We start from the raw sequence: 23,812 nt of genomic DNA, 5'->3' as shown, positions 1-23,812 counted from the left end.
GTACCGGTCACGGCCCCTGCGAACCGGAGACCCCGATGTCCACCGTCACCACCCCCGACACCAGATCACCCGAGGCCCGCCCGGCGCTTCCGGACGGGTCGGCCTGGTCGCGCTGGGCCAACGCACACCGCAAGTGGCTCTTCGCGGCACCCGCGATGGCGTTCGTCGCCGTGCTGATCGTCTTCCCGGTGGCCTGGACCGGGTACCTCAGCCTGACCGACGCCGAGGGCTCGGTACGCGCCGAGAGTGAGTTTATCGGCTTCCAGAACTACCTCGACGTGCTCGCCGACACCGACCGCTTCTGGCCGGCGGTCTGGCGTACCGTCGCCTTCACCGGCGTGGTGCTGCTCTTCGAGATCGTCCTCGGCATGGCGATCGCCCTGCTGCTGTGGCGCCCGTTCCGCGGCGAGCGGTGGGTACGCGTGGCGATCCTGCTGCCGCTGGTGGCCACGCCGGTGGCCGTCGGCATGATGTGGCGCCTGATCTTCGACCCCAACATCGGAATGGCCAACCAGGTGCTCAGTTGGGTCGGCATCGGCCCCCAGCCCTGGCTCTCCGGCCAGCACTCGGCGTTGCCGACGACGATGTTCATCGACGTCTGGCAGTGGACCCCGATGGTCGTGCTGATCCTGCTTGCCGGGCTCACCTCGCTCTCCGACGAGCCTCAGGAAGCGGCGCTGATCGACGGCGCCAGCACCTGGCAGCGGTTCCGGCACGTCACCCTTCCGCTGCTCATGCCGACCGTGGTCGTGGCGATCCTGCTGCGCGGCATCGACGCGCTGAAGACCTTCGACATCCTCTACGCGACGAAGGGCCGCGGCGGCGGCTCCTTCCACGAGGTGGAGACCCTGAACGTGTACGCCTACGGGCTCAGCTTCGACTACAACGACTACGGCGTCTCGTCGACCGTCCTCATCATCTTCTTCCTGATCATCATCGGGGTGATGTGGGCGCTGACCTACCGCAAGAAGGGGCTGCAGCGATGAGACCGAGCCGGTCGTTCCGCATCTTCCGGACGGTGGCCCTCGCCGTCGTGGTGATCGGTCTGCTGGCGCCGCTGCTCTGGATGATCACGGCGTCGCTGAAGACCAACGTCGACATCTACGACACCGGCAAGGCGTTCGCCTTCTCGCCCACCCTGGACAACTACGCCAACGTCCTGCAGCGGGCCAACTACGTCCAGTTCATCGGCAACAGCCTCTGGGTCGCATTCGCCGCGACCGTGCTGTCGCTGATCCTCGGTGTGCCCGCGGCGTACTCGATGAGCCGGTTCAACATGCGCCGCTCGGCGCTGGTGGTGCTCATGGCCCGGGTGATCCCGGGCGTCTCGCTCCTGGTGCCCTGGTACTACGTCTTCTCGAACCTGCGGATGGTCGGCGGGTTCACCGTGCTGATCCTGAGCCACATGTTCGTGTCGCTGCCGCTGATCGTCTACATCATGATGGGCTACTTCGACGGGCTGCCGACCGAACTGGAAGAGGCGGCCCTCGTCGACGGGCTGACCCACATCGGCGCGTTCCGGCGGATCACCATGCCGCTCTCGGTGCCGGGCATCGCCACCGCGGGCATCCTCTCGTTCATCTTCTCCTGGAACAACTTCATGTTCGCCCTCGTGCTCTCCGGCGCCGACACGAAGACTCTCCCGGTGGCGATCTTCGACTTCGTCGGGTACGCCAGCATCGACTGGGGTGGCCTGATGGCGGCGGCCACCGTCGTCACCCTGCCGATCATGGTGATCGCGCTGTTCGTGCAGAAGTACGTCGTCTCCGGCCTGACCGCCGGCGCCACGAAGGGTTGAGCACGTCATGACGACGATCGCACGGGTGGAGACCTTCCTCGTCGCGCCGCGCTGGCTCTTCGTCCGGGTGGAGACCGACTCCGGCGTCGTGGGCTGGGGCGAGGCGACCTGCGAGGGCCGGTCGGAGACCGTCCGCACCGCCGTCGAGCAGCTCAGCGAGCTGCTGATCGGCCGCGACGCGCTGCGGATCGAGGACCACTGGCAGGTGCTGACCAAGGCGTCCTTCTACCGGGGCGGCCCGATCCTGGCCAGTGCCGTCGCCGGCCTCGACCAGGCGCTGTGGGACATCGCCGGCAAGCACTTCGCAGCGCCCGTGCACCAACTGCTCGGCGGTCCCGTCCGCGACCGGATCCGGGTGTACGGCTGGGTCGGCGGTGACGAGCCCGCGGAGGTGCGCGACCAGATCGCCGCGGCCGTCGCCGCGGGTCTTACGGCGGTGAAGATGAACGCGTCCGGACGGATGAGTTCGATCGCCTCGGTCGCCGAACTCGACGGTGTGGTGCGGCGGGTCGCCGCCGCACGGGAGGTGCTCGGCGAGGAGCGGGACGTCGCTGTCGACTTCCACGGCCGGTTCACCCTCGCCAACGCCCGCCGGGTCGCGCCGCTGCTCGAGCCGTACCGGCCGTTCTTCCTCGAGGAGCCGGTGGTTCCGGAGAACTCGCACCTGATCGGCGAGTTCGTCCGCTCCACCAGCACGCCCGTCTCGACGGGGGAGCGGCTCTACAACCGGCAGGAGTTCCTGCCGGTGCTCCAGGCCGGCATCGCGGTCGCGCAGCCGGACCTCTCGCACGCGGGCGGCATCACCGAGGTTCGCAAGATCGCGGCGCTGGCCGAGGTGTACGACGTGCAGCTCGCGCCGCACTGCCCACTCGGTCCGATCGCGCTCGCCGCGTGCCTGCAGGTCGGCTTCGCCACGACCAACTACCTGATCCAGGAGCAGAGCATCGGCATCCACTACAACCTCGGCGCCGACGTGCTCGACTACTGCGTCGACAAGACCCCGCTGACGTTCGTCGACGGGTACGTCGAGCGGCTGCGGGCGCCCGGCCTCGGCATCGAGATCGACGAACACGCGGTGCGTACCGCCGACAAGAGCGGGCACGCCTGGCGCAGCCCGACCTGGCGGCACCTCGACGGCTCCTACGCGGAATGGTGAATCACATGACGCTCAACCTCACTGCCGAACTCGCTGCGGCCCGCATCCTCGCGGTCATCCGCGGCACGTCGAGCTCCGGCGCGATCGCCGCCGGCAGCGCCCTGCTGGAGGAGGGCGTACGGGTCGTCGAGGTCGCTCTCACGACGCCGGACGCCGCCCGGGCCATCGCCGCCCTGCGCGCGGTCGCGCCCGCCGGGACCCTGGTCGGTGCGGGCACCGTGCTCACCGCCGCCGACGTGGCCGACGTGGCCGCCGCCGGGGCGCAGTTCGTCGTCACACCGGCCGTGGTCGAGTCGATCGCCGAGGCCGGCCGCCGCGACATCCCGGTCGCCGCCGGGGCCTTCACACCGACCGAGGCGTACACGGCCATGCGGATGGGCGCGTCGGCGGTCAAGCTCTTCCCGGCCTCGGTGGGCGGCCCGGCGTACCTCAAGGCGGTGCGCGACCCCTTCCCGGACATCCCGTTCGTCGCGGTCGGCGGGGTCGGCCTCGACGACGTGCCCGGCTACCTGGCGGCCGGCGCCATCGCGGTCGGCGTCGGCGGACCGCTGGTCGGCGACGCCGCGTCCGGCGGCGACCTGGTCGCGCTGCGCGAGCGGGCCCGCACCTACCTCACCGCCGTCAAGGGAGCACGCGCATGACCCCCGACCTGCTCACCTTCGGCGAGGCCATGGTGTCGATGCGGTCCGCCGGTCCGCTGGCCACCGGCACGCCGCTCAGCATGCACCTGGCCGGCGCCGAGTCCAACGTGGCCATCGGGGTGGCCCGGTTGGGTCACCGGGCCGCCTGGGTGGGTCGGGTGAGCACCGACGAGTTCGGCGAGTACGTCCTGCGGCAGCTGCGCGCTGAGGGCGTCGGCGTCGACGGGGTTTCCCGGGACGCCGAGCGGCAGACCGGTCTGATGTTCCTGGAGCAGCGCTCCGCCGACCTGACCCGGGTGCAGTACTACCGCGCCGGATCGGCCGGCTCGGCGCTGCGCGTCGACGACCTGCGGGCCCCGCTCGCCGCCGGGGCGCGGATGCTGCACCTGACCGGGATCACCCCGGCCCTCTCCGACACCGCACGGGAGGTGACCTGCTGGGCGGCCGAGACGGCCGACGCGGCGGGGATCCCGATCTGCCTCGACGTGAACTACCGCGCCCGGCTCTGGTCCCGCGAGGCCGCACGGGAGGTGCTCACGCCGCTGGCAGCGCACGCCTCGACGATCATCGCCTCCGCGGACGAACTGGACCTCGTCGGCGACCCGGGGGCCGACGAGCCCGCCGTGGCGGCGGAGCTGCTGCGGCGCGGCGTGGAGACCGTACTGGTCAAGCTCGGCGCCGACGGGGCCCGGGCGTACACGGTCGACGGTGTCGAGGAGGTCGGTGTGGTGAGCGTGACCGCCGTCGACACGGTGGGCGCCGGGGACGCCTTCACCGCCGGTTACCTCTCCGGTTGGTTCGACGGCTTGGATCTGACCGGTCGGCTGCGTCGCGCGGCCACCCTGGGCGCCTTCGCGGTCTCCACCCGGGGCGACTGCGAAGGCCTCCCGCGCCGTGCCGAACTCGCCCTCCTCGACGGCCACGAGGCAGGCAGCGTCCTGCGCTGACCGTCGTACCACCGGAAGAAAGGCACCCCTCGTGAAGATCGTTGCAGCCGATGTCATCGTCACCAGCCCCGACCGGAACTTCGTCACTCTCAAGATCACAACTGACGAGGGGTTGACCGGCCTCGGCGACGGCACCCTCAACGGCCGGGAGCTGAGCGTGGCGTCGTACCTGCGCGACCACGTCGTCCCGCTGCTGATCGGACGTGACCCGCACCGCATCGAGGACACCTGGCAGTTCCTGTACCGCTCCGCCTACTGGCGGCGCGGGCCGGTCACCATGGCGGCCATCGCCGCCGTGGACGTGGCCCTGTGGGACATCAAGGCCAAGGCCGCCGGCATGCCGCTCTACCAGTTGCTGGGCGGGGCCTCCCGTACCGGCATCATGGCGTACGGCCACGCCTCCGGGCGGGACCTGCCGGAGCTGTTCGACTCGATCCGCCGCCACCTGGACGAGGGGTTCAAGTCGATCCGCGTGCAGACCTCGGTGCCCGGCATCAACGCCGTCTACGGGGTGGCCACCCAGCCCAGCGTGGACGGCAAGCGGTACGACTACGAGCCGGCGCAGCGCACCCCGTTGCCCGCCGAGGAGGACTGGGACACCCGCGCGTACCTGCGCCACCTCCCCGGCGTCTTCGAGGCGGTACGCAACGAGTTCGGCCCGGAGCTGCCGCTGCTGCACGACGGGCACCACCGGATGACGCCGATCCAGGCCGCGAAGCTCGGCAAGGCGCTCGAACCGTACGACCTGTTCTGGCTGGAGGACTGCACGCCGGCGGAGAACCAGGAGGCGTTGCGGCTGGTCCGCCGGCACACCACCACGCCGCTCGCCATCGGCGAGGTCTTCAACACCGTGTGGGACTACCAGACGCTCATCCGCGAACAGCTGATCGACTACGTCCGCTCGGCGGTCACCCACACCGGCGGCATCACCGCCATGCGCAAACTGCTCGACTACGCGGCCCAGTACCAGATCAAGAGCGGCATCCACGGCCCCACCGACATCTCCCCGGTGGGGATGGCCGCCGCCCTGCACCTGGACCTGGCGATCCACAACTTCGGCATCCAGGAGTACATGCGGCACGGGCCACTCACCGACGAGGTGTTCCGGCAGTCCTTCACATTCACCGACGGCTACCTGCACCCGGGGGAGCAGCCGGGGCTCGGCGTCGAACTCGACGAGGCGGCCGCCGCGAAGTTCCCGTACGTGCCCGCGTACCTGCCGTTCAACCGGCTCAAGGACGGGACCGTCCATGACTGGTGAGCGGCGGCCCACCCGGCACGTCGTGGTCATGGGTGTCTCCGGCGCAGGCAAGACCACCGTGGCCCGGGGGATCAGCGAGGCGACCGGTCTGCTCTTCGCCGAGGCCGACGAGTTCCACCCGGCGGAGAACGTGGCGCGGATGCGGGCCGGCGTACCCCTGGACGACGCCGCTCGCCTGCCCTGGCTGCGTGAACTCGCCGGCTGGATGGCCGCGCGGGCGGCGGAGGGTCGCTCGACTGTGCTGGCCTGCTCGGCACTGCGGCGGTCCTACCGGGACGTGCTGCGCCAGGGCCCACCCACCGTGGACTTCGTGCACCTGGACGGGCCGGCGGAGGTCATCCGGGACCGGATGGCCCGCCGCACCGGGCACTTCATGCCGGCCAGCCTGCTCGAGTCGCAGCTGGCCACCCTCGAGCCGGCCGAGCCGGACGAGCCGGTGCTCGTGCTCGACGTCTCGCTCAGCCCGGAGCAGCTCGTGGCGGCGGCGGTCGACGGCCTCGACCTGCCCACGGTGAGCCCGGTGGGGGAGCGGTAGCCCGCCCGTCCGGCCTGCCCGCCGTGCACCCTGGGTGCGCGGCGGGCAGAACATAGGGAAACTCCCGATTCCTCGGCACCGCCGTCGCCGTAGCGTCGTCGCATGACCCGACGATCCGGCGTGCGGAAGCTTGGTTCGATCGTCCTCGTCGTCGTGATGCTGCTGGCGGCCGCTGCGTGCAAGGGGGGCTCGCCGACCGGCCCGGGCAACGAGGACCCGTTCAGCGAAGCGGCGCTGCGCTACGGGCTGGCGCCGGTCCCGAACCCGGACGTCACGTTCCAGCCCGACGTGGTCATCGTCGGTGGGGGTGGCCGGTCGATCAGGTCGGTCACCGCGGACGGGCTGACCTGGCGCATCGACGGCAGAGCCGAACGCGCCGACGAGGTGGCCGTCGGCAAGGTCATGTTCGTGACCGGCCGCAGTGTCGGCCGAGTGCTGCATCTGGAGCGGGACGGCGGTGATCTGCTCGTCACGCTGGGACCCGTGACGCTGACCGAGGTGATCCGGGACGGCACCTTCGTCAAGAAGGGGCTGCGGCTCACCGACCCTGTCCTGTACCAGGCCGGGGAACCGTTCTGGGCGAACACCGACGAGACGGCCACCGCGACACCGTCGCCGACCGGCCGGTTCGGCCGGAGCGTGCCGCTACGCGCGGCGCCCGCGGTTTCGGCGCCCGGACGGCCCGTGCAGCCCCCGCCGACGCGCGAGCGGGAGGCCCGGACCGTCGCCGCCAACTTCTCAAACGGAGTGAGCTTCAACGACGGCGCGGAGGTCAGCTTCCACTACGACCGCGACGGCCTGAAGCTGAGCGGGCGAGCTGCGCTCACCTTCAAGTCGCCGGACGCGAACTTCCACCTCAACATCCGCGGTGGCCGGGTGACCCGGGCCGAGCTGGAGGTCACCGGCGGATTCGGCATCCGGGTCGCCTTCGAGGCCGGAATCCAGGGCGGGGAGAACATCAAGGCGGTCCTGCCGATCCCCGTCGAGGCGGCCTTCCCGATCGGCACCGTCGTGGGCGTGCCGCTCATGTTCACCATCAGCCAGACGTTGAAGGTCACGACGGCGTTCGGCGCCAAGGCCGGGACCATCAAGGGCTCGGGTGAGTTCTCCCTCGCGGGATCGCTCGGCTACGGCTACGCCAACAACGCGTTCGGCCCCCGCGTGAGCACGAACGTGCAGCGCAAGAGCAGCCTCATCGACTCGCTCACCGGAGTCCCCGTCGGCGTCATGGGGCTGCTCATCGAGCATCGGGTCAAGTTCGACGTCGGGTTCAACGCCTTCGTCTTCAAGGCCGGCGTCTTCTTCGAGGTCCGCACCGCGTACGGCACCACGCTCGGGTCCGCCCTGGGCGCGGTGGGCACCCTCGGCTCGCACTTCGTGGAGTGCCGGGGCGTCGGGCTCGGAGTGTGGGCGAGCTACGGCATCGGGTACAGCATCCTCCAGCCGGTGGTCGATCTCGTCAACAAGTTCCTGAACCTGATCAAGGTGAAACCCATCGCGGGCGAGAGAAAGCTCGGGCCACCGCCGTACAAGATATGGAGCAAGGAGGAGATCACGCCGCCGGGCACCAAGATCTGCGGTACCCCGAAACCCACGCTCGACTGACCCCGCCACCCACGGTCACGATCCGTCGATGGAGCGCCAGAAGTCCTCCGGCGTGCGCGGCGCTCGTCCTCGACGGCGTTCCCCTGGTGATGACGACCAGACCCGGGCTGGGCGTGGGCGAAACCGTCGGTGGCGACCGCTACCGTGCCGGCGTGGTGACCGTCGCCGACGTCCGGGCCCTCGCCCGCACGTTGCCCCGCAGCAGCGAGCACCTGGTCCGTGACCGGGTGAAGTTCCGGGTCGGAGCGATCGTCTACGTCGCGTTCAGCCGCGACGAGGCGTCGATGGGTTTCGGCTTCCCCAGAGAGGAACGCGAAGCGCTGATCGCGGCCGAGCCGGACGTCTTCTTCCTGCCCCGCCCCAGCGACCTGCGCTTCAACTGGATCTGCTGTCACGCCGAGCGGCTCGACCATCCCTACATGACCGAACTGGTGACCGAGGCGTGGCGGATGTGTGTGCCGAAGTTCCTGTCGTGGCAACGCCTCGGCCGCTGACCCGGGCCGCGTCGGCCGGCCCGGCCGGCGGGTCGGCGTCGCCCGTACCCGGCCGGGGCCGGCCCGGGTCAGCGATGAGCTGCCCCGGGCCAGCGCGTGCTTACGCCGCGGCCAGGCTGAACCGCTGGTTCGCCGGGTCGATCTCGAGGATCCGGACGCTCACGCGGGCGCCGACCGGCCAGGTCTGCTGGTACGCGAGACCGGTGCAACCCTCGGACTCGACGAACGAGCCGAACGGCGCCTGCTGGGTCACGACGCCCTCGATGACGTCACCGACCTGGTGCCGGGCGAGGAACTCCTGCCAACTCATGTGCTCACCTCCCTTCCGTCACGAGTGGCGGGGACGCCGTCTCGTGACAGGGGCGGGCCTCTGGCCCGCACGGTGATCAACCGGCAGCCGGGTGTCCGTTCTGTGCACGGCGCGTGGCCGACCCGGCAGTCATGGCGTGATCATAGCCCTGACGTGTGAGGTGGGGCACCTTCGGTCCGTCCGGGAATGAGATCAGCCGCCGACGGTTTGCTGGCAGGTGTGATTGCTGCACGTAGACCCGCACACGTCCGCCAGAGACCCATGGGGGCGCAGGCATGACGCCGGCCCCCACCGAAGTTCCCGCCGTCAAGGCCTCCGGCGACCTGATGAGCACCGCGCGCCGGCTGCGACTGGTCCTGGTGCTCGGTTCGCTGACCGCGATCGGGCCGCTCACCATCGACATGTACCTGCCGGCGCTCCCAGAGATCGCCGCTGACCTGCACACCACGTCCGCGGCAGTGCAGTTGACCCTGACCGGGACGCTCGCGGGGCTCGCCGTCGGCCAGCTGCTGATCGGCCCGCTCTCCGACGCGGTCGGCCGGCGGGTGCCGCTGCTCGCCGGTGTCGCCCTGCACATCGTGGCGTCGGTGCTGTGCGTTCTCGCGCCGAGCATCGCCGTGGTCGGCGTGCTGCGGGTGCTGCAGGGGCTGGGCGTGGCGGCCGCGTCGGTGGTGGCGATGGCCGTGGTCCGCGACCTGTTCGACGGTGCCGCCTTCGCCCGGCTCTTCTCCCGGCTCATGCTGGTCGTCGGCGTGGCGCCGGTGCTCGCCCCGACCCTGGGCAGCGGGCTGCTGCGCTGGTCGGACTGGCGGGGTGTGTTCATCGCCCTCGCGGGGTTCGGCATCATCCTGATCACGGTGGCGACGTTCGGCCTCCCGGAGACCCTGCCGCCCGCGCTGCGCCGTCGCGGCGGTGTCGGCGCGACGGCCCGGGTCTACGGTTCCCTGCTGCGTGACCGCGTGTTCGTCGGCCTGATCCTGGTCACCGGCCTGGCCATGGCGGCGCTGTTCGCGTACGTGTCCGGGTCGTCGTTCGTCTTCCAGGAGCAGTACGGGCTCGACGAGCAGCAGTTCGGAATCGCGTTCGGCGCGGGTGCCATCGGCCTGATCGCGGCCACCCAGCTGAACGTCCGGCTGCTCAGCCGGTACTCGCCGCAGCGGATCCTGATCGCCGCACTGGGGCTGGGCACCGTGGCCGGCCTCGTGCTGACGACCTTCGCCGTGACCGGCGTCGGCGGCCTGCCGACCGTGCTGGCGTCGCTGTGGGTGGTCCTGTTCGCGGCGGGCCTGGCCATGCCGAACGCGCCCGCGCTCGCCCTGTCCCGGCACGGTGAGGCCGCCGGCACGGCCGCGGCGATGCTCGGTGCGGTGCAGTTCGGCGTCGGCGCGTTGGCCGCGCCGCTGGTCGGCATGCTCGGCACGGGGGTCGTGGCGATGGCCGTGGTGGTGGCCGGCGGCATGATCGCCGCGGTAGGTGTGCTGTTCGTGGTCGTGCGCCCGGCGCGGCTCGGCGACGTCGCGGCGTCAGCGGTAACCGTGGTGGCGCACTGACCGTACGGCTTTCTGCCGAGCACATTTCGATTCGAGCGGCCGGCGGGGCGAAAGCCTCGCCGGCCGTCGCGTTCCGTGGTGCGCCCGGTCGCCCTCCGCGCCGTCGTCGCGCCCGCCGATGCACTCGGCTGCTATCGGGCCGAGGTGCCCGTTCGTGCCCTCGGAACGAGGATGGGCATCATTCGGGCATCCATCCTGCCCAAACGGGCGCACCATTTGCCGGCCATCGACTGGGTTGTTGGTGTTGGTGCGCACGACCGCTCGCCTCAAACGGGCAGGAATCCTCCGGAATTTGCCCGCTCCGATAGGCGTCACCTCCGCGTCACGGTGTTAAAAATTAGCAACCGATGGGCGGGAGGTGAGCGATGAACTCGATGGAACGCCGGCAGCGCATTCTCGCTCTCGCCCGGGACCAGGGTGCCGTCGACGTGCAGAAACTCGCCGCCGACCTGGCCGTGTCGCCGGAGACGGTCCGGCGGGACCTGCACCGGCTGGAGCAGCAGGGGCTGGTGCGGCGTACCCACGGCGGCGCCTATCCGGTGGAGACCGCCCGGTTCGAGACGACCCTCGACACGCGAACCACCCGGCTGGTGACGGAGAAGCGCCGAATCGCCACAGCGGCGGCGCAACTGCTCGGCGACGCCGAGTCGGTCTTCATCGACGAGGGATACACACCCCGGCTGATCGCGGAGGCGCTGCCGGCCGAGCGGGCGCTCACCGTGGTCACCGCCTCGCTGGACACCGCGGCGATCCTCGCCGCTTCACCCGCCACCACGGTCCTGCTGCTGGGCGGCCGGGTCCGGGGCCGGACCCGGGCGACCGTCGATCACTGGGCGGTCGACATGCTCGCCGGTTTCGTGATCGACCTGGCCTTCGTCGGCGCGAACGGAATCTCCCGGGAGCACGGCCTCACCACCCCCGACCCGGCCGTCGCCGCAGTGAAGGCGCAAGTGATCAGCGTGTCCCGGCGCGTCGTCTTCGCCGGCGTACACACCAAGTTCGGTGCCAGCAGCTTCTGCCGCTTCGCGGACGTCGCCGACGTCGACGCCGTCGTCACGGACGTCGGCCTGCCGGCGTCCGAAGCACACCGCTACTCGCTGCTCGGCCCGGTGGTTCAGCGCGTCTGACCACCGGCCCGGCCACACCCCTCACCACCACCGATACGGATCCTGGAGGTTCGCTGTGCCCAGAAGATGGTCTCCGCGCCGCTTGCGACAGGCACTGGCCCTGGCCGTAGTGGCCGTCCTCACCGCCACGGGCTGCTCCGGGGCCGGCGGCGGGTCCTCCGACGACGGCGACGGCAAGAGCATCACCGTGCTCATGGTGGGCAACCCGCAGATGGAGGATCTCGCCAAGGTCACCGCCGACAACTTCACCAAGGAGACCGGCATCGAGGTCCGGTTCACGATCCTGCCGGAGAACGAGCTGCGCGACAAGGTCACCCAGGACGTGGCCACCCAGGGCGGCCAGTACGACGTGGCGACGATCGGCGCGTACGAGGCCCCGATCTGGTCGAAGAACGGCTGGCTGCACGAGCTGAGCTCGTACGCCGACGCCGACGCCGGCTACGACCGGGCCGACCTGCTCCAGCCGATGGTCACGTCGCTCTCCGGTGAGGACGGCAAGCTCTACGCCGCGCCGTTCTACGGAGAGTCGTCGTTCCTCATGTACAACAAGGAGCTCTTCGCCGCCAAGGGCCTGACCATGCCGGAGCGACCGACCTGGCAGCAGGTGGCGCAGTTCGCGGCGCAGTTGGACGACGAGAAGGCCGGCGTCTCCGGCATCTGCCTGCGCGGGCTGCCCGGTTGGGGGGAGCTGTTCGCCCCGCTCACCACCGTCGTGAACACCTTCGGTGGCACCTGGTTCGAGAAGGACTGGACGCCGAAGGTCAACGCGCCCGAGTTCCTCGAGGCCACGAAGTTCTACGTGGACCTGGTCCGTGAGCACGGTGAACCCGGGGCGCCGCAGGCCGGCTTCACCGAGTGCCTGAACACCTTCGGTCAGGGCAAGGCGGCGATGTGGTACGACGCCACGTCGGCCGCCGGCACCCTCGAGGACGCCTCGGCCAGCACCGTGGCCGGAAAGGTCGGCTACGCGTACGCACCGGTCAACAAGACGAAGTCGTCCGGCTGGCTGTGGGCGTGGGCGCTGGCGATGCCCAAGACCACCAAGCACGCCGACGCCGCCTGGAAGTTCATCTCCTGGGCCACCGGCAAGGAGTACGAGCGGATGATCGGCTCGTCGCTCGGTTGGTCCCGGGTCCCGGCCGGCAAGCGGCAGTCCACCTACGCCATCCCCGAGTACCGGGAGTCCGCCGCGGCGTTCGCAGATCTGACGCTGAAGTCGATCCAGGAGGCCGACCCGAAGAACCCCGGCGTGCAGCCGCGACCCGCGCTCGGGGTGCAGTTCGTCGGCATACCCGAGTTCGCCGACCTGGGCACCAAGGTGTCGCAGGAGGTCTCCGCGGCGATCGCGGGCGGCACCACGGTGGAGAAGGCGCTCGCCGACGGCCAGAAGCTGGCCGAGGAAGTCGCCAGTAAGAACCGGTAGCCACCGGCTGGGAGCGGCCGCCGCCGCGGCCGCTCCCAGCCCGACCCGAGGTGAACCGATGACACAGACAGTTGCCACCGGCCCGGGCCTGACGCCCCGTGCCCCGGTCGTGGCGCCGGCCGGACGGCGCGCCGCCGACAGGTGGAGCCGCCGCGCGCCGCTGCTGCCCGCCCTGATCTTCGCGATCGTCGTGACCCAGGTCCCGTTCCTGGTCACCCTCTACCTGTCCACACTCGACTGGAACGCGTTGCGTCCCGGTGAGCGCAGCTTCATCGGGCTCGCCAACTACGCCGAGGTGCTCACCGACTCCCGGCTGCGGGCGGCCCTGACCAACACGGTGGTGCTCACCGCCGGAGCGGTCGTCGCGTCGGTGCTGCTCGGGCTCGGGATCGCGATCCTGCTCGACCGGAGGTTCCCCGGCCGGGGGATCGTCCGGACCCTGCTCATCACACCGTTCCTGGTGATGCCGATGGCCGCGGCCCTGCTCTGGAAGCACGCCATCTACAACCCCGCGTACGGCCTGATCAACGGCGTGCTCGGCGGCAGCACCGACTGGGTCTCGCAGTACCCGATGCTCTCCGTCGTCGCCACCCTGGTCTGGCAGTGGACCCCGTTCATGATGCTGATCATCCTCGCCGGGCTGCAGAGCCAGTCGACGGAGATCCTCGAAGCGGCCCGGGTCGACGGTGCCGGAGGCTGGCAGATCTTCACCCGGATCACGCTGCCCCACCTGCGCCCGTACCTGGAACTCGGCGCCCTGCTCGGCTCGATCTACCTGGTGCAGACCTTCGACGCGGTCTTCACCATCACGCAGGGCGGCCCGGGCACCGCCACCACCAACCTGCCGTACGAGATCTACCTGACCACGTTCCGCAAGTTCGAGTACGGCGAGGCGGCCGCCGCCGGCGTCGTGGTGGTGATCGGCACGATCGTCGTCGCCACCTTCGCGCTGCGGGTCATCTCCAGCCTGTTCCGGATGGAGGACGCCCGATGACCGCCGTACGCCCCGGTCCGACCGCCGCCACGTCCACCGGCCGCCGGGTCCGGCGGGCAGCCGCCCCGGCCGCAGCCGCCTGGACCGTCCTCGCCTGGCTGGTCGGGCTGCTGTTCTTCCTTCCGGTGCTCTGGATGGTGCTCACCGGGTTCAAGCGGGAGGTGGACGCCGCCAGCAATCCGCCGACCTGGGTTTTCACCCCGGTACTCGACGGCTACCGGCAGGTCTTCGACCGGGACATCACCCCGTACCTGCTCAACTCGCTGATGGCCAGCCTGCTCTCGACGCTGCTGGTGCTCCTGCTGGCGACCCCGGCGGCGTACGCGCTGTCGATCCGGCCGGTGGCGAAGTGGCGCGACGTGCTGTTCTTCTTCATCAGCACCAAGATGCTCCCGGCGGTGGCCGCGCTGCTCCCCATCTACCTGCTGGTCAAGGAGTTCGGCCTGCTCGACAACGTCTGGAGCATGATCGTCCTCTACACCGCGATGAACCTGCCACTCGCGGTCTGGATGATGCGGTCGTTCCTGCTGGAGGTCCCGCCGGCGCTGATCGAGGCGGCCGCGGTGGACGGCGCGAGCGTGCTGCTGACCATCCGCCGGATCCTGTTGCCGATCGTCGCGCCGGGGCTCGCCGCGACCGCGCTGATCTGCTTCATCTTCAGCTGGAACGAGTTCTTCTTCGCGGTGAACCTGACCGCCACTCGGGCCGGCACGTCACCGATCTTCCTGGTCGGCTTCATCACCTCCGAAGGGCTGTTCCTGGGGCGGCTCTGCGCGGCGGCGACGCTGGTGTCGCTGCCGGTCGTGCTCGCCGGCTGGATCGCCCAGAAGCAGCTCGTCCGTGGACTCTCGATGGGAGCGGTCAAGTGAAAGCAGCGGTCATCGTCACGCCGGGTCAGATCTCGATCGAGTCGGTACCCGACCCGACACCCGGACCCCGTGACGTCGTGGTGCAGGTGGCCGGCTGCGGCATCTGCGGCACCGACCTGCACATCCTCGACGGCGAGTTCGCTCCCGCGTACCCGATAGTTCCCGGACACGAATTTGCCGGCACGGTCGTCGCGACGGGACGCGACGTCACCGAGGTACGGGTCGGCGACGCCGTGGCGGTCGACCCTTCGCTGCACTGTGGCGAGTGCTACCAGTGCCGCCGGGCCCGGGGCAACCTCTGCGAGCGCTGGGCGGCCATCGGAGTCACCGTCTCCGGCGGGGCCGCCGAGTTCGCGGTGGCTCCGGTGAAGAACTGCTTCCCGCTGCCCGAAGGGGTGGCGCCGGTGGACGCCGCACTGATCGAGCCGCTGTCCTGTGCGGTCCGTGGGTTCGACGTCCTGCCCCGGCGGCTGGGCGACCACTACCTGATCTACGGGGCCGGGACGATGGGGCTGATGATGCTGGAGCTCGCCAAGCGCTGCGGCGCCGCGAGCGTCAGCGTGGTGGATCCGAACCCGGCCCGGCTGGCCACCGCCGTCCGGCTGGGCTGCTCGGCGTCGGCGTCGAACGCCGACGAGCTGACCCGGCCGCGCGGCTGGGACGTCGTCATCGACTGCACCGGCGTGCAGGCGGCCATCGACGACGGCCTCGGCCGGGTCGCGCCCGCCGGCACGTTCCTCCAGTTCGGAGTCTCCGAGTACCGCACGCGGGCGACGATCGAGCCGTACCGGATCTACAACCAGGAGATCACGGTGACCGGGTCGATGGCGGTGCTGCACAGCTTCGAACGGGCCGGTGAACTGTTCGCCGCCGGAATCCTCGACCCCGGCGTCTTCATCAGCCACCGGTTCCCGCTGGGCAGCTACGCCGACGCGATCGACCAGTTCCGCGCCGGCGTCGGGCGGAAGATCGAGATCGTCGGCGCCGGCGAGCCGATCGGTGAGCCCACCCCGGCGCAGGTCGGCAGCGCCTGATCCACCCGTGCTGTTCCAGGCTGCCGCGCTCGTCACCAGGCGCCTGATCCACCTGCGCTGCCCCGGCCCGCCGCCGTCGTCACCGGGCGGCGGGCCGCCCGCGGGCCCGTCCCGCCGCGCCCGCGGGCGGCCGGATCGCGACGGATCCTCTAGGCTGCGCTCGTCGATATCGGCCGATCGAAGGAACGGAGACGATCGTGTCGCACAGCGAGGCCATCGTTGGGCTCGACCGGACCCCGCCATCCGGAGTGGATGCCAGCGTCCCGCACTCGGCGCGGGTGTACGACTGGTGGCTGGGCGGGAAGGACAACTTCGCCGCCGACCGGGCGATGGGCGCGGCCCTCATCGAGGCGATCCCGACGCTGCGCACCATGGCCAAGGAGAATCGGCGGTTCGTCCACCGGGTGGCCCGCTACCTGGTGGGCGAGGCCGGCATCCGGCAGTTCGTCGACATCGGCACCGGGATCCCCACCCGTCCCAACCTGCACGAGGTGGCCCAGGCGGTGGCGCCGGAGACCCGAGTCGTCTACGTCGACAACGACCCCATCGTGCTGGCGCACGCCCGGGCGCTGATGGTCAGCAGGCCGGAGGGGCGCAGCGAGTACATCCACGCCGACCTGCGCGAGCCGGAGAAGATCCTCTCGGACGCCCGGCTCACCGAGACCCTGGACCTGGACCGGCCCGTGGCGCTCACCCTCATCGCGGTGCTGATGCTGCTGCGCGACAGCGACGACCCGGCCGGCAAGCTGCGTGCGCTGATGGACGCCGTGCCGTCGGGCAGCTACCTGGCGATCACCCACCCGACCGGGGACTTCAACCCGGCCGAGATGAACGCCGCCGTTGCCGCGGCCTCCCAGGGCGGTATGACGCTGGTGCCGCGTACCCGCGACGAGGTGGAGCGCCTCTTCGGTGGTTGGGAGCTGGTCGAGCCGGGCATCGCACCGGTCATGGCGTGGCGGCCGGAGGACGGGCAGCCCGCCGACCCGCACGCCGCGTACTACTGGGCCGGGCTCGCGCGCAAGCCGTGAGGTGTGCCGGCGTCGTCGACGGGTACCCGCGCTGCCGGACGAGCTCCGGGAGGCGCGGATGGCGATCGAGGCGCCGGACTATTTCCGGCCGGAGAACGGGGTGGTGCTCACCCACCTGCTGATCGTGCGGAACGTGGAGCGCTCGCGGGAGTTCTACCGGCGGGTCCTGGGCGCGACGGTGGTGCGCGAGCGGCAACCGGCCATCCTGCGGTTCCACAACAGCTACATCGTGATCAACGACGAGGGTGGCCCGACCGACGACAAACCGACGGTACGGGCCGAGGCCCCGGCGGACCCGGACGTGTTGAGCAGCGCGATGAACGTCCGGGTCACCGACGTCCGGGCGGTGTACGAGCAGTGGCGCTCCCGGGGCGGGGAGTTCCTGACCGAGCCGAAGGACCACGGCGTCGAGATCCGCTGTTACCTGCGGGACCCGGACGGGTACCTGATCGAGCTCGGCCAGGGCACCGGGATTCTGGCCGAGGCGGCCGGCGGCGCGTAGCCGACGCGGGACGCGTCCGGGGGCAATCCGTCGGGTACCGGCCGCAGCCGGTGGCGCTCGCGCTATTTTCGCACTGTCAGCCGGATATGCCCGGAGGTGGAGCGGAGAGGGCCATGCCAACGGGTAGATCCTCGCGCCGCCGCCCACCCCGGCCGCTCGGTGTGCCCGTGCTCGCGCCGGTCCCCGGCGGCTGGTGGCTCGACGGACTGCTGCTCGCCGCCTTGGCCGCGCTCACCGCGGCCCTGGTCTGGTGGCGGCCGCTGCTGCGGGTGGACATCGTCGTACGCGACTGGTGCGACCAGCACCGGCCCCCGCCGGTCTCCACGATGATGTACGTGTTCGACCGGATCGGCCAGGGCGGCGCGCTCACCGCCGTGACAGTGCTGGTGTCGTTCTGGCTGGCCTGGCGACACCGGTCGGTACGTCCGATCATCCCGGCCGGGCTCGCACCGATCATCAGCACCCTGCTGATCGTGGGCTTGAAACGGTGGACCTCGCGGGGCGCCCCGCACCACGGCTCGGTGGAGATGTTCAGCGACGGGTGGGAGGAGTACTACCCCTCCGGGCACGTCAGCAACGGCATCGTCTACTTCGGCGTGCTCGCCATGCTGCTCGCCCCGTACCTGCCGGTGCTGGTCCGTCGGTTGCTGATGTGGGTGCCGGGCGTGCTCGTCTTCATCGGCACCACCTACCTCGGCTACCACTGGCTGACCGACAGCATCGGCGGCTACCTGCTGGGCCTGCTGATCGTGCGGGCGCTCCAGCGGGTGCCGTGGCGGACGATGCCGCTTCCCCGGTGGCTGGACCGCGCCCGCTGACCGGGCACCCGAGCGGCGGGCGGATGGCGAATGGCGCTTGCGTCCGCGTCCGCTGTGCCAGACTCGGGGCGCGGGACTGTCGGCGACCGGCGAAGGAGGACGTCGTGAAGTACCACGAGTTCGTGGCCACGGTACGTCAGCGCGGTGAGTACGCCAGCGCCGCCGAGGCGGAGGAGGCCATCCGGGCCGTACTCGTCGTGCTCGCCGCCCGCCTGACCCCCGACGAGGCGCACGACCTCGCCGCCCAGCTGCCGCACGGCGTCGCCGAGATCATGGAGGAGGCGCACGAGCCCACGCTGCAACTGTCGGTCCAGGAGTTCCTGCAGCGCATCGCCGCCGGCACCGGGGCGACCAGCCGGACGGCCGAGTGGGACGCGGGCGCCGTGCTGTCGACGGTGGCGGACGCGATCACCGACGGTGAGCTGAACGACCTGATCACCCAGCTGCCGTCGGGCTACGCCGCGCTCTTCGGCACGGCCTGACGGCGGGGGAGCGAGCGCGCCCCAGCGGTCCCCAGGCGTGGGTGGGTCGACGGGCCGTACCCTTTCGGCGCGCCCGCGCCGACCCACCCACGGCCCGGTAGGCCCTACGCCCGCTCGGGGACGATCACGTTGCCGGCTGCCGGGAGTCGCTGCTCGCCCGGCTGTTCCGGCATCGGGTGCCCGGCCGGTACGGCCGGAGCGTGCGCCTCGGCGGGCGCGGTCTGTTCGGCCGAGGGGTGCGCCTGCGGCTGGGCGGTCTGGTCGGCCGGGCGTTGCGCCTCGGCGGGCGCGCCCTGCTCGGCGGCGGGCCGCACCTGCGCTTCCTCGCCCGACGCGGTCGACGGCTCCACCTCCGCGTGCGCGGGCCCGCCGTTCGCCCGCCGCCGGCCCGACTCGCGCGCGGCCACCGTCGGATACTCGGCCGTCTCCGCACCGCCGGCCGCGGCCGCCATCACCGCCGCCGCAGCGAGGTCGGCGACCCGCTTCGCCTCGCGCTGCACCCGGGCGCGGACGTCCTTGGCGTGCCGTTCGGCCAGATCGGCGGCCCGGCGTGCCTCGTCGAGGCGCGACGCCTCGGCGGCGAGTTGCTGGCGGACCTCCTCCAGCCGCCGCTGCGCCGTGCCCAGCTCGTGCTCCGCCGCCGCCTGCTCCTGCTGCGACCCGGCCAGGTCGCGCTGGGCCGTGCCCAGTTCGGACTCCACCTGGGCCAGCGCCTGCTGGCGTAGCGCGATCTCCCGCTGCAACTCGGTGAGCTGCTCGTGGTGGGCGGTGGCCTGCTCGTCCGCCCGCTGCCGCACCTCCGTCGCGTACTGCTGCGCCTCGGCGATGAGCGAGCCGATGGTCTGCTCGGCGGCGTTGCGCTGGTTCTCGATCTCCCGCTCGGCGGTCGCCCGTTGCTCGGCGATCTCCTGCTCGGCGGCGGCCCGCCGCTCGTTGACGTCCCGTTCGATGTTGGCCTGCCACTGGGCCAGCTCCTGCTGGCTCTTGTTCCGGGCGGCCTGCAGCTCCTGCTGGATCTGCGTACGGGCCGCGCGGGTCAGCGCCTCGGAGGCGGCCCGAGCCTGCTCGACCTGCTGGGCGCTCTGCTCACTGATCCGCTTCGCCTCCTGGCGGGCCCGCTCGTGTGCGGCCTCACCGTCGGCGCGCAGTTTCTCCGCCGCCTCACGGATCTCGGCGATCTCGGTCTCGACCGCCGTGCGGCGCTCCTCGTACGCCTTCTCCTGCTCGGTGCGGCGCGCGGAGAGCTCCTCCTCCAGCTCCTGCAGCGTCCGGGTGGCCCGCTCGCGTGCGTCGACCAGCGTCCGCTCCGCCTCGGCCTGCAACTCCCCGGCGCGCTGCGCGGCGGCGTCGGCGATCGCCCCCGCCTGCTTCTCGGCCAGGGCCAGGATCTGGTCGACCATCGGGCCCAGATCGCGGAACGACGCGCGGTCGGGCTGGGTGGGGCGGTGCCGCAGCTCGGTCAGCTCCGTGTGCAGCTGCTGCATCTGGGCGGTCAGCTCCCGGACCTGACCGGTCACCCGATCGCGGTCGGTGGTCAGCGCCGTGATCTGGGCGTCGAGTTGCTCGATGTACCGGTCGACCTGCCGTTTCTCGTAGCCGCGCAGCGTCAGCTCGAAGGCGGGCCGCGAGACGCGGTGGTCGCGTACCGTGAACGGCTCTTCGCCGTTGGACATCCGACATCCTCCGTACGATCCTGCCGTCCCCACGGGGCATGGGGTCGCGCAACGCTACCGCCGTGCCGACGGAGACCATCACCGACCCGGCGCTCCTCCCGCGGGGGCGCGCCCGTCGCGCGTGGACGTCCGTCGCCTTCAGCGCGAGCCGCGGACGGTCGGTTGCCGGCGGGCCACCAACGGTGCCTCCCTCGGCGCCTGCGGGCGCGTCCGGATCGAAGGCGTCGAGAGTAAAGCATGGGAAGGTCCGCAGCACGGCGCGGGGCACCGACGGGGCGCGGCATGATGGTCAGCGGTGCCGATCACCGGCCGGCTCCGTACGTCGCGGGGCGCGGTGGCACCGAGCAATGAACAGGAGAGACATGTCTTCGATCGCGGACCAGACGATATCGGCCCTGCGTAGTGGGCACGACGCGCTCGTCGCGTTCGTCGGGAAGCTGAGCCAGGAGGACCTGGTCCGGCCCTCCGGTGCCAGCGACTGGCAGGTGTCGCAGGTGCTCAGTCACCTCGGCAGCGGCGCGGAGATCAACCTGGCGGCGGTACGCGCCGCGACGTCCGGCGGCGCGGTGCCGGACGGCGACTTCAACAAGTCGGTGTGGGCACGTTGGGACGCCATGTCCCCGGACGAGCAGGCCGCCGGGTTCGTCGAGGCCAACACGCGGCTCGTCGAGGAGTACGAGTCGTTGGACCCGGCGGCTCGGGCGGAGCTCCGGATCGACCTGGGCTTCCTTCCCGAGCCCGTGGAGGTCGCGACCGCGGCCCGGATGCGGCTCAGCGAGTTCGCCCTGCACCGGTGGGACGTCGAGGTCGGGTTCGACCCGTCCGCGACGGTGTCGGCGGACGCGGTGCCGCTGCTGCTCGACAACGTGGGGATGATGCTCGCCTGGGCGAGCCGGCCGGACGTGCTCGGCGGACGGCAGGTGACCCTCACGGTGCGGCTGGACGACCCGTCCCGGGTGTTCGGGCTGCGGCTGGGCGAGCGGGTCGAGCTGACCGACGCGCCGGAGCAGCCGGACGGCGAGCTGGTGGCGCCGGCCGAGGCGTGGCTGCGCCTCACGGTGGGCCGGCTCGGCCCGCAGTACACGCCGGAGGACGTGCGGCTGACCGGTCCGCTGAGCATGGACGAGCTGCGGGCCGTCTTCCCCGGCTTCTGACGCCGAGTCCGGCCCGGCGCCCGTCGTTCAGGCGGGCGCCGGGCCGGTGGAGTCGCGAACCACGAGGGTGTGCCCGGTGGGGCGCCGACGCGGCCGGGTCGACCTGGGCTTGAGGGCGAGGGCGAGGGCCGTGCGTCCCATCGCGGTCATCGGCAGCCGCACGGTGGTGAGGCTGGGTGCCAGGTCGGCGGCGACCGAGACGTCGTCGAAGCCGACCACCGACACGCGTTCTGGCACAGAGATGCGGCGGGCACGCAGCACCGCGAGCACACCCATCGCCATCGCGTCGTTGAGCGCGATGACGGCCGTCGTCTCCGGGTGCTCGCCGAGGATCCGCTCGGCCGCCAGCCGCCCGCCCTCCCGGGTGAAGTCGGTGTGCACCACCGGCAGTTCGGCGAGGTCCAGGCCGGCGCCGCGCAACGCGGTGGCGACCCCGGCGAGCCGGTCGGCGACGGTGGTGAGTCCCTCGGTACCGGCCGCCACGGCGATTCGCCGGTGCCCCAGCCCGAGCAGGTGCTCGGTGAGCGCACGGCCGCCGGCCTCGTTGTCGGGCAGCACGGCGTCGGCGCCGAGTGAGTGCCGCCCGATGACCGCGACGCGTCCGCCGAGGCTCTGGTACGCGGCCAGCTCCGCCTTCGTCTCCGCCTCGACCCGGTTGTCGGTGTAGCCGGAGCCGGCGATGAGGATGATGCCGACCCGCTGGGCGATGAGATGGCGGATCTGGCGCAGCTCGAAGTGCGGGTCGCGCCCCGAGTGGCAGATCTGCACGAGCAACCCCTGTTCCGCGGCGACCTCGATGACCCCACCGGCGATCTCGGAGAAGTACGGGTCGTCCACCTGGTGCACGACGAGCCCCACGGTCGAGCTGGCGCCTCCGGCGAGGGTGCGGGCGTACGGGTTGGCGACGTAGCCGAGTTCCTGGGAGACCCGCCGTACCCGGTCGGCGACCTCCGCGCTGACCCCGTCGCGGCCGGACAGGGCACGGGACGCCGTCGCCAGTGACACTCCCGCCCGCTCGGCGACGTCGACGAGGCGCAACCTCGAGCCAGGCTTGGGCATCAGCGACTCTCCCGAGACATCGATGTCGGTACGGCTATCTATTGCCAGTGACGTAGGACACACCCTAGAGTACGGAAGCGCTTTCGCAAGCGCTTCCAGCCCGGAGCAAAGGAGCGTCCGAGCATGTCCACCCGGTTGACAAAGAAAAGATGGGCGACGGCGCTCGGCGCGACGGTGGCCACCCTCGCGCTCGCCGCCTGCAGCGGAGGCGAGCAGGGATCGGCCTCCACCGACGACCCGATCGTGGTCGGGATCTCGCTGCCGCTCACGGGCGACTTCTCCGAGCCCGGCAAGGGTGTTCAGCGCGGCTACCAGGCCTGGGCGAAGATCGTGAACGAGAAGGGCGGGCTGCTGGGCCGGCCGGTCGAGTTGAAGATCCTCGACGATCAGTCCAATGCCGACCGTGTCGTCTCCGACTACGAACAGCTGATCGGTCAGGACCAGGTCGACGTCGTGGTCGGTCCCTTCTCGACCCGGCTCGTCGTACCGGCCGCCCGCGTCGCCGAGGAGTACGGGATGCTCTTCGTCGAGCCCGCGGGCGCGGCGAAGGAGGTCTTCGAGCAGGGCTTCAAGAACCTGTTCTACGCCGCCCCCGCGGTCGCGAACGACCACTACAACCACCTCGCCGAGTACATCCTCGGCCTGCCGGCGGGGCAGCGGCCCACCACGGCGGCGTACGCGGCGATGGACGACCCCTTCGCGCAGGGCACGGCGTACGGGCTGAAGGAGAAGCTCGAGGCGGGCGGCATCCGCACCGTCGTCGACGAGGTGTACCCGCCGAACACCACCGAGTTCAGCGGCATCGCCGCGAAGATCGCCTCGTCGAAGGCGGACATCGTGGTGGGCGGCTCGCAGTACCAGGACGGCGTCAACCTGATCGTCGCGCTCCAGCAACTCGCGTACCAGCCGAAGCTCGCCGCGTTCTCCACGGCCCCGACCAGCCCGGAGTTCGCCGCCGCGATCGGCAACAAGACCGAGGGGATACTGGCGCCGACCGGCTACACCCAGCAGGCGCCCTACCCCAGCAACGTCGAGTTCGTGGAGAAGTACACCACCCAGTTCGGCACGCCGCCCGAGGAGGACGAGGCGAACGCGTACACCACGGGCCAGGTGGTCGCGGCGGCGATCACCGCGGTGGGCTGCGCGGAGCAGGGCGACTGCCAGCGCAAGCTCATCGAATGGGTCCGCGGCAATACCGTCGAGACGGTCGTCGGCCCGCTGAGCTGGGACGCCACCGGCAAGCCGAAGGGCGCGCACATGATCCAGCAGTGGGTCGGCGGGGAGATCCAGATCGTGCTCCCGGGCGACGCCAAGGAGGCCGACATCGTCTACCCCAAGCCGGCCTGGTAGGC

The 23,812-nt window shown here is 71.2% G+C and carries 24 protein-coding genes; 21 read left to right on the top strand and 3 right to left on the bottom strand.

Annotation, left to right across the window (positions count from 1 at the left end; all coding sequences use genetic code 11):
* Positions 1–35 precede the first annotated feature (35 nt).
* From BXA10_RS08425 to BXA10_RS08385, 9 genes are all read left to right on the top strand, one after another.
* Positions 36–986: a carbohydrate ABC transporter permease gene (locus tag BXA10_RS08425; protein WP_084752357.1), complete on the top strand. Its 951-nt coding sequence runs from the start codon at positions 36–38 to the stop codon at positions 984–986.
* Entirely contained in the window at positions 983–1,798 is an 816-nt protein-coding gene (locus tag BXA10_RS08420) for a carbohydrate ABC transporter permease (RefSeq protein WP_076469482.1), read from the top strand. The genes BXA10_RS08425 and BXA10_RS08420 overlap by 4 nt, the downstream gene beginning before the upstream one ends.
* Before the next feature lie 7 nt (positions 1,799–1,805).
* On the top strand, positions 1,806–2,954 hold the full coding sequence (dgoD, locus tag BXA10_RS08415; protein WP_076469480.1) for a galactonate dehydratase: 1,149 nt from the start codon (positions 1,806–1,808) through the stop codon (positions 2,952–2,954).
* 5 nt (positions 2,955–2,959) lie between these two features.
* A complete protein-coding gene (locus BXA10_RS08410; protein WP_245828173.1) occupies positions 2,960–3,595 on the top strand; it encodes a bifunctional 4-hydroxy-2-oxoglutarate aldolase/2-dehydro-3-deoxy-phosphogluconate aldolase in 636 nt (211 codons plus the stop codon).
* On the top strand, positions 3,592–4,542 hold the full coding sequence (locus BXA10_RS08405; protein WP_076469476.1) for a sugar kinase: 951 nt from the start codon (positions 3,592–3,594) through the stop codon (positions 4,540–4,542). Before BXA10_RS08410 ends, BXA10_RS08405 begins: the two co-directional genes overlap by 4 nt.
* Before the next feature lie 31 nt (positions 4,543–4,573).
* Entirely contained in the window at positions 4,574–5,803 is a 1,230-nt protein-coding gene (gene manD / locus BXA10_RS08400; protein WP_076469474.1) for a D-mannonate dehydratase ManD, read from the top strand.
* Entirely contained in the window at positions 5,793–6,338 is a 546-nt protein-coding gene (locus BXA10_RS08395; RefSeq protein ID WP_076469472.1) for a gluconokinase, read from the top strand. Before manD ends, BXA10_RS08395 begins: the two co-directional genes overlap by 11 nt.
* 102 nt (positions 6,339–6,440) lie before the next feature.
* Complete coding sequence (locus tag BXA10_RS08390; RefSeq protein ID WP_139337921.1) at positions 6,441–7,943, top strand: hypothetical protein; 1,503 nt, start codon at positions 6,441–6,443, stop codon at positions 7,941–7,943.
* A gap of 89 nt (positions 7,944–8,032) precedes the next feature.
* Positions 8,033–8,437 carry an MmcQ/YjbR family DNA-binding protein gene (locus BXA10_RS08385; RefSeq protein WP_245828172.1) on the top strand — a complete coding sequence of 135 codons (405 nt, stop codon included), beginning with the start codon at positions 8,033–8,035 and terminating at the stop codon, positions 8,435–8,437.
* Positions 8,438–8,537: 100 nt separating this feature from the next.
* Here the strand turns inward: BXA10_RS08385 and BXA10_RS08380 are convergent, their stop codons facing one another.
* Positions 8,538–8,747, bottom strand: coding sequence for a hypothetical protein (locus BXA10_RS08380; RefSeq protein WP_076469468.1), 210 nt, complete (start codon positions 8,745–8,747; stop codon positions 8,538–8,540).
* Between the two features lie 326 nt (positions 8,748–9,073).
* Here BXA10_RS08380 and BXA10_RS08375 point away from each other — a divergent pair, with 326 nt between their 5' ends.
* The 10 genes from BXA10_RS08375 to BXA10_RS08330 all read left to right on the top strand — a co-directional run bounded on the left by BXA10_RS08375 (position 9,074) and on the right by BXA10_RS08330 (position 18,574).
* Positions 9,074–10,297: a multidrug effflux MFS transporter gene (locus BXA10_RS08375; protein WP_076469933.1), complete on the top strand. Its 1,224-nt coding sequence runs from the start codon at positions 9,074–9,076 to the stop codon at positions 10,295–10,297.
* Positions 10,298–10,662: 365 nt separating this feature from the next.
* Positions 10,663–11,424: a DeoR/GlpR family DNA-binding transcription regulator gene (locus tag BXA10_RS08370; RefSeq protein WP_076469466.1), complete on the top strand. Its 762-nt coding sequence runs from the start codon at positions 10,663–10,665 to the stop codon at positions 11,422–11,424.
* A gap of 82 nt (positions 11,425–11,506) precedes the next feature.
* The gene (locus tag BXA10_RS08365) at positions 11,507–12,847 is read left to right on the top strand and encodes an ABC transporter substrate-binding protein (protein WP_076469464.1); all 1,341 of its coding nucleotides are present in this window, start codon (positions 11,507–11,509) and stop codon (positions 12,845–12,847) included.
* A gap of 58 nt (positions 12,848–12,905) precedes the next feature.
* Positions 12,906–13,841 carry a carbohydrate ABC transporter permease gene (locus tag BXA10_RS08360; RefSeq protein WP_076469462.1) on the top strand — a complete coding sequence of 312 codons (936 nt, stop codon included), beginning with the start codon at positions 12,906–12,908 and terminating at the stop codon, positions 13,839–13,841.
* Positions 13,838–14,710 (top strand): carbohydrate ABC transporter permease, encoded by an 873-nt coding sequence (locus BXA10_RS08355; RefSeq protein ID WP_076469461.1) that lies wholly within the window; start codon positions 13,838–13,840, stop codon positions 14,708–14,710. The genes BXA10_RS08360 and BXA10_RS08355 overlap by 4 nt, the downstream gene beginning before the upstream one ends.
* A complete protein-coding gene (locus BXA10_RS08350; RefSeq protein ID WP_076469459.1) occupies positions 14,707–15,744 on the top strand; it encodes a zinc-dependent alcohol dehydrogenase family protein in 1,038 nt (345 codons plus the stop codon). The genes BXA10_RS08355 and BXA10_RS08350 overlap by 4 nt, the downstream gene beginning before the upstream one ends.
* A gap of 215 nt (positions 15,745–15,959) precedes the next feature.
* On the top strand, positions 15,960–16,772 hold the full coding sequence (locus BXA10_RS08345; RefSeq protein ID WP_076469932.1) for an SAM-dependent methyltransferase: 813 nt from the start codon (positions 15,960–15,962) through the stop codon (positions 16,770–16,772).
* Positions 16,773–16,830: 58 nt separating this feature from the next.
* Entirely contained in the window at positions 16,831–17,274 is a 444-nt protein-coding gene (locus BXA10_RS08340) for a VOC family protein (protein ID WP_076469457.1), read from the top strand.
* A 113-nt stretch (positions 17,275–17,387) separates the two neighbouring features.
* Positions 17,388–18,092 carry a phosphatase PAP2 family protein gene (locus BXA10_RS08335; RefSeq protein WP_084752348.1) on the top strand — a complete coding sequence of 235 codons (705 nt, stop codon included), beginning with the start codon at positions 17,388–17,390 and terminating at the stop codon, positions 18,090–18,092.
* A 104-nt stretch (positions 18,093–18,196) separates the two neighbouring features.
* Positions 18,197–18,574, top strand: a complete 378-nt coding sequence (locus BXA10_RS08330) for a DUF2267 domain-containing protein (protein ID WP_076469454.1) — start codon at positions 18,197–18,199, stop codon at positions 18,572–18,574.
* Between the two features lie 104 nt (positions 18,575–18,678).
* Here BXA10_RS08330 and BXA10_RS08325 read toward each other — a convergent pair whose 3' ends face one another.
* Positions 18,679–20,247 (bottom strand): coiled-coil domain-containing protein, encoded by a 1,569-nt coding sequence (locus BXA10_RS08325; protein WP_076469452.1) that lies wholly within the window; start codon positions 20,245–20,247, stop codon positions 18,679–18,681.
* A gap of 362 nt (positions 20,248–20,609) precedes the next feature.
* Here BXA10_RS08325 and BXA10_RS08320 point away from each other — a divergent pair, with 362 nt between their 5' ends.
* Positions 20,610–21,401 carry a maleylpyruvate isomerase family mycothiol-dependent enzyme gene (locus BXA10_RS08320; RefSeq protein ID WP_076469450.1) on the top strand — a complete coding sequence of 264 codons (792 nt, stop codon included), beginning with the start codon at positions 20,610–20,612 and terminating at the stop codon, positions 21,399–21,401.
* Positions 21,402–21,428: 27 nt separating this feature from the next.
* On the opposite strand, the gene BXA10_RS08315 is transcribed toward BXA10_RS08320, so the two are convergent.
* Positions 21,429–22,460 carry a LacI family DNA-binding transcriptional regulator gene (locus BXA10_RS08315; RefSeq protein WP_076469447.1) on the bottom strand — a complete coding sequence of 344 codons (1,032 nt, stop codon included), beginning with the start codon at positions 22,458–22,460 and terminating at the stop codon, positions 21,429–21,431.
* Between the two features lie 123 nt (positions 22,461–22,583).
* Between BXA10_RS08315 and BXA10_RS08310 the strand changes: the two genes are divergently transcribed.
* Positions 22,584–23,810 (top strand): amino acid ABC transporter substrate-binding protein, encoded by a 1,227-nt coding sequence (locus BXA10_RS08310; protein WP_084752346.1) that lies wholly within the window; start codon positions 22,584–22,586, stop codon positions 23,808–23,810.
* Positions 23,811–23,812 lie beyond the last annotated feature (2 nt).

The sequence above is a fragment of the Micromonospora avicenniae genome, from assembly GCF_900156065.1.
Taxonomy (GTDB): Bacteria; Actinomycetota; Actinomycetes; order Mycobacteriales; family Micromonosporaceae; genus Micromonospora; species Micromonospora avicenniae.
This window is presented reverse-complemented; position numbering and strand designations above follow the sequence as displayed.

Coding starts and splice junctions, on each gene's coding strand:
- BXA10_RS08380 (WP_076469468.1), bottom strand. CDS start 8,747: ATGAGTTGGCAGGAGTTCCTCGCCCGGCACCAGGTCGGTGACGTCATC.
- BXA10_RS08320 (WP_076469450.1), top strand. CDS start 20,610: ATGTCTTCGATCGCGGACCAGACGATATCGGCCCTGCGTAGTGGGCAC.
- BXA10_RS08420 (WP_076469482.1), top strand. CDS start 983: ATGAGACCGAGCCGGTCGTTCCGCATCTTCCGGACGGTGGCCCTCGCC.
- BXA10_RS08310 (WP_084752346.1), top strand. CDS start 22,584: ATGTCCACCCGGTTGACAAAGAAAAGATGGGCGACGGCGCTCGGCGCG.
- BXA10_RS08315 (WP_076469447.1), bottom strand. CDS start 22,460: ATGCCCAAGCCTGGCTCGAGGTTGCGCCTCGTCGACGTCGCCGAGCGG.
- BXA10_RS08405 (WP_076469476.1), top strand. CDS start 3,592: ATGACCCCCGACCTGCTCACCTTCGGCGAGGCCATGGTGTCGATGCGG.
- BXA10_RS08385 (WP_245828172.1), top strand. CDS start 8,033: ATGACGACCAGACCCGGGCTGGGCGTGGGCGAAACCGTCGGTGGCGAC.
- BXA10_RS08355 (WP_076469461.1), top strand. CDS start 13,838: ATGACCGCCGTACGCCCCGGTCCGACCGCCGCCACGTCCACCGGCCGC.
- BXA10_RS08375 (WP_076469933.1), top strand. CDS start 9,074: ATGAGCACCGCGCGCCGGCTGCGACTGGTCCTGGTGCTCGGTTCGCTG.
- BXA10_RS08325 (WP_076469452.1), bottom strand. CDS start 20,247: ATGTCCAACGGCGAAGAGCCGTTCACGGTACGCGACCACCGCGTCTCG.
- BXA10_RS08370 (WP_076469466.1), top strand. CDS start 10,663: ATGAACTCGATGGAACGCCGGCAGCGCATTCTCGCTCTCGCCCGGGAC.
- BXA10_RS08425 (WP_084752357.1), top strand. CDS start 36: ATGTCCACCGTCACCACCCCCGACACCAGATCACCCGAGGCCCGCCCG.
- BXA10_RS08340 (WP_076469457.1), top strand. CDS start 16,831: ATGGCGATCGAGGCGCCGGACTATTTCCGGCCGGAGAACGGGGTGGTG.
- BXA10_RS08335 (WP_084752348.1), top strand. CDS start 17,388: ATGCCAACGGGTAGATCCTCGCGCCGCCGCCCACCCCGGCCGCTCGGT.
- dgoD (WP_076469480.1), top strand. CDS start 1,806: ATGACGACGATCGCACGGGTGGAGACCTTCCTCGTCGCGCCGCGCTGG.
- BXA10_RS08390 (WP_139337921.1), top strand. CDS start 6,441: ATGACCCGACGATCCGGCGTGCGGAAGCTTGGTTCGATCGTCCTCGTC.
- BXA10_RS08410 (WP_245828173.1), top strand. CDS start 2,960: ATGACGCTCAACCTCACTGCCGAACTCGCTGCGGCCCGCATCCTCGCG.
- BXA10_RS08395 (WP_076469472.1), top strand. CDS start 5,793: ATGACTGGTGAGCGGCGGCCCACCCGGCACGTCGTGGTCATGGGTGTC.
- BXA10_RS08360 (WP_076469462.1), top strand. CDS start 12,906: ATGACACAGACAGTTGCCACCGGCCCGGGCCTGACGCCCCGTGCCCCG.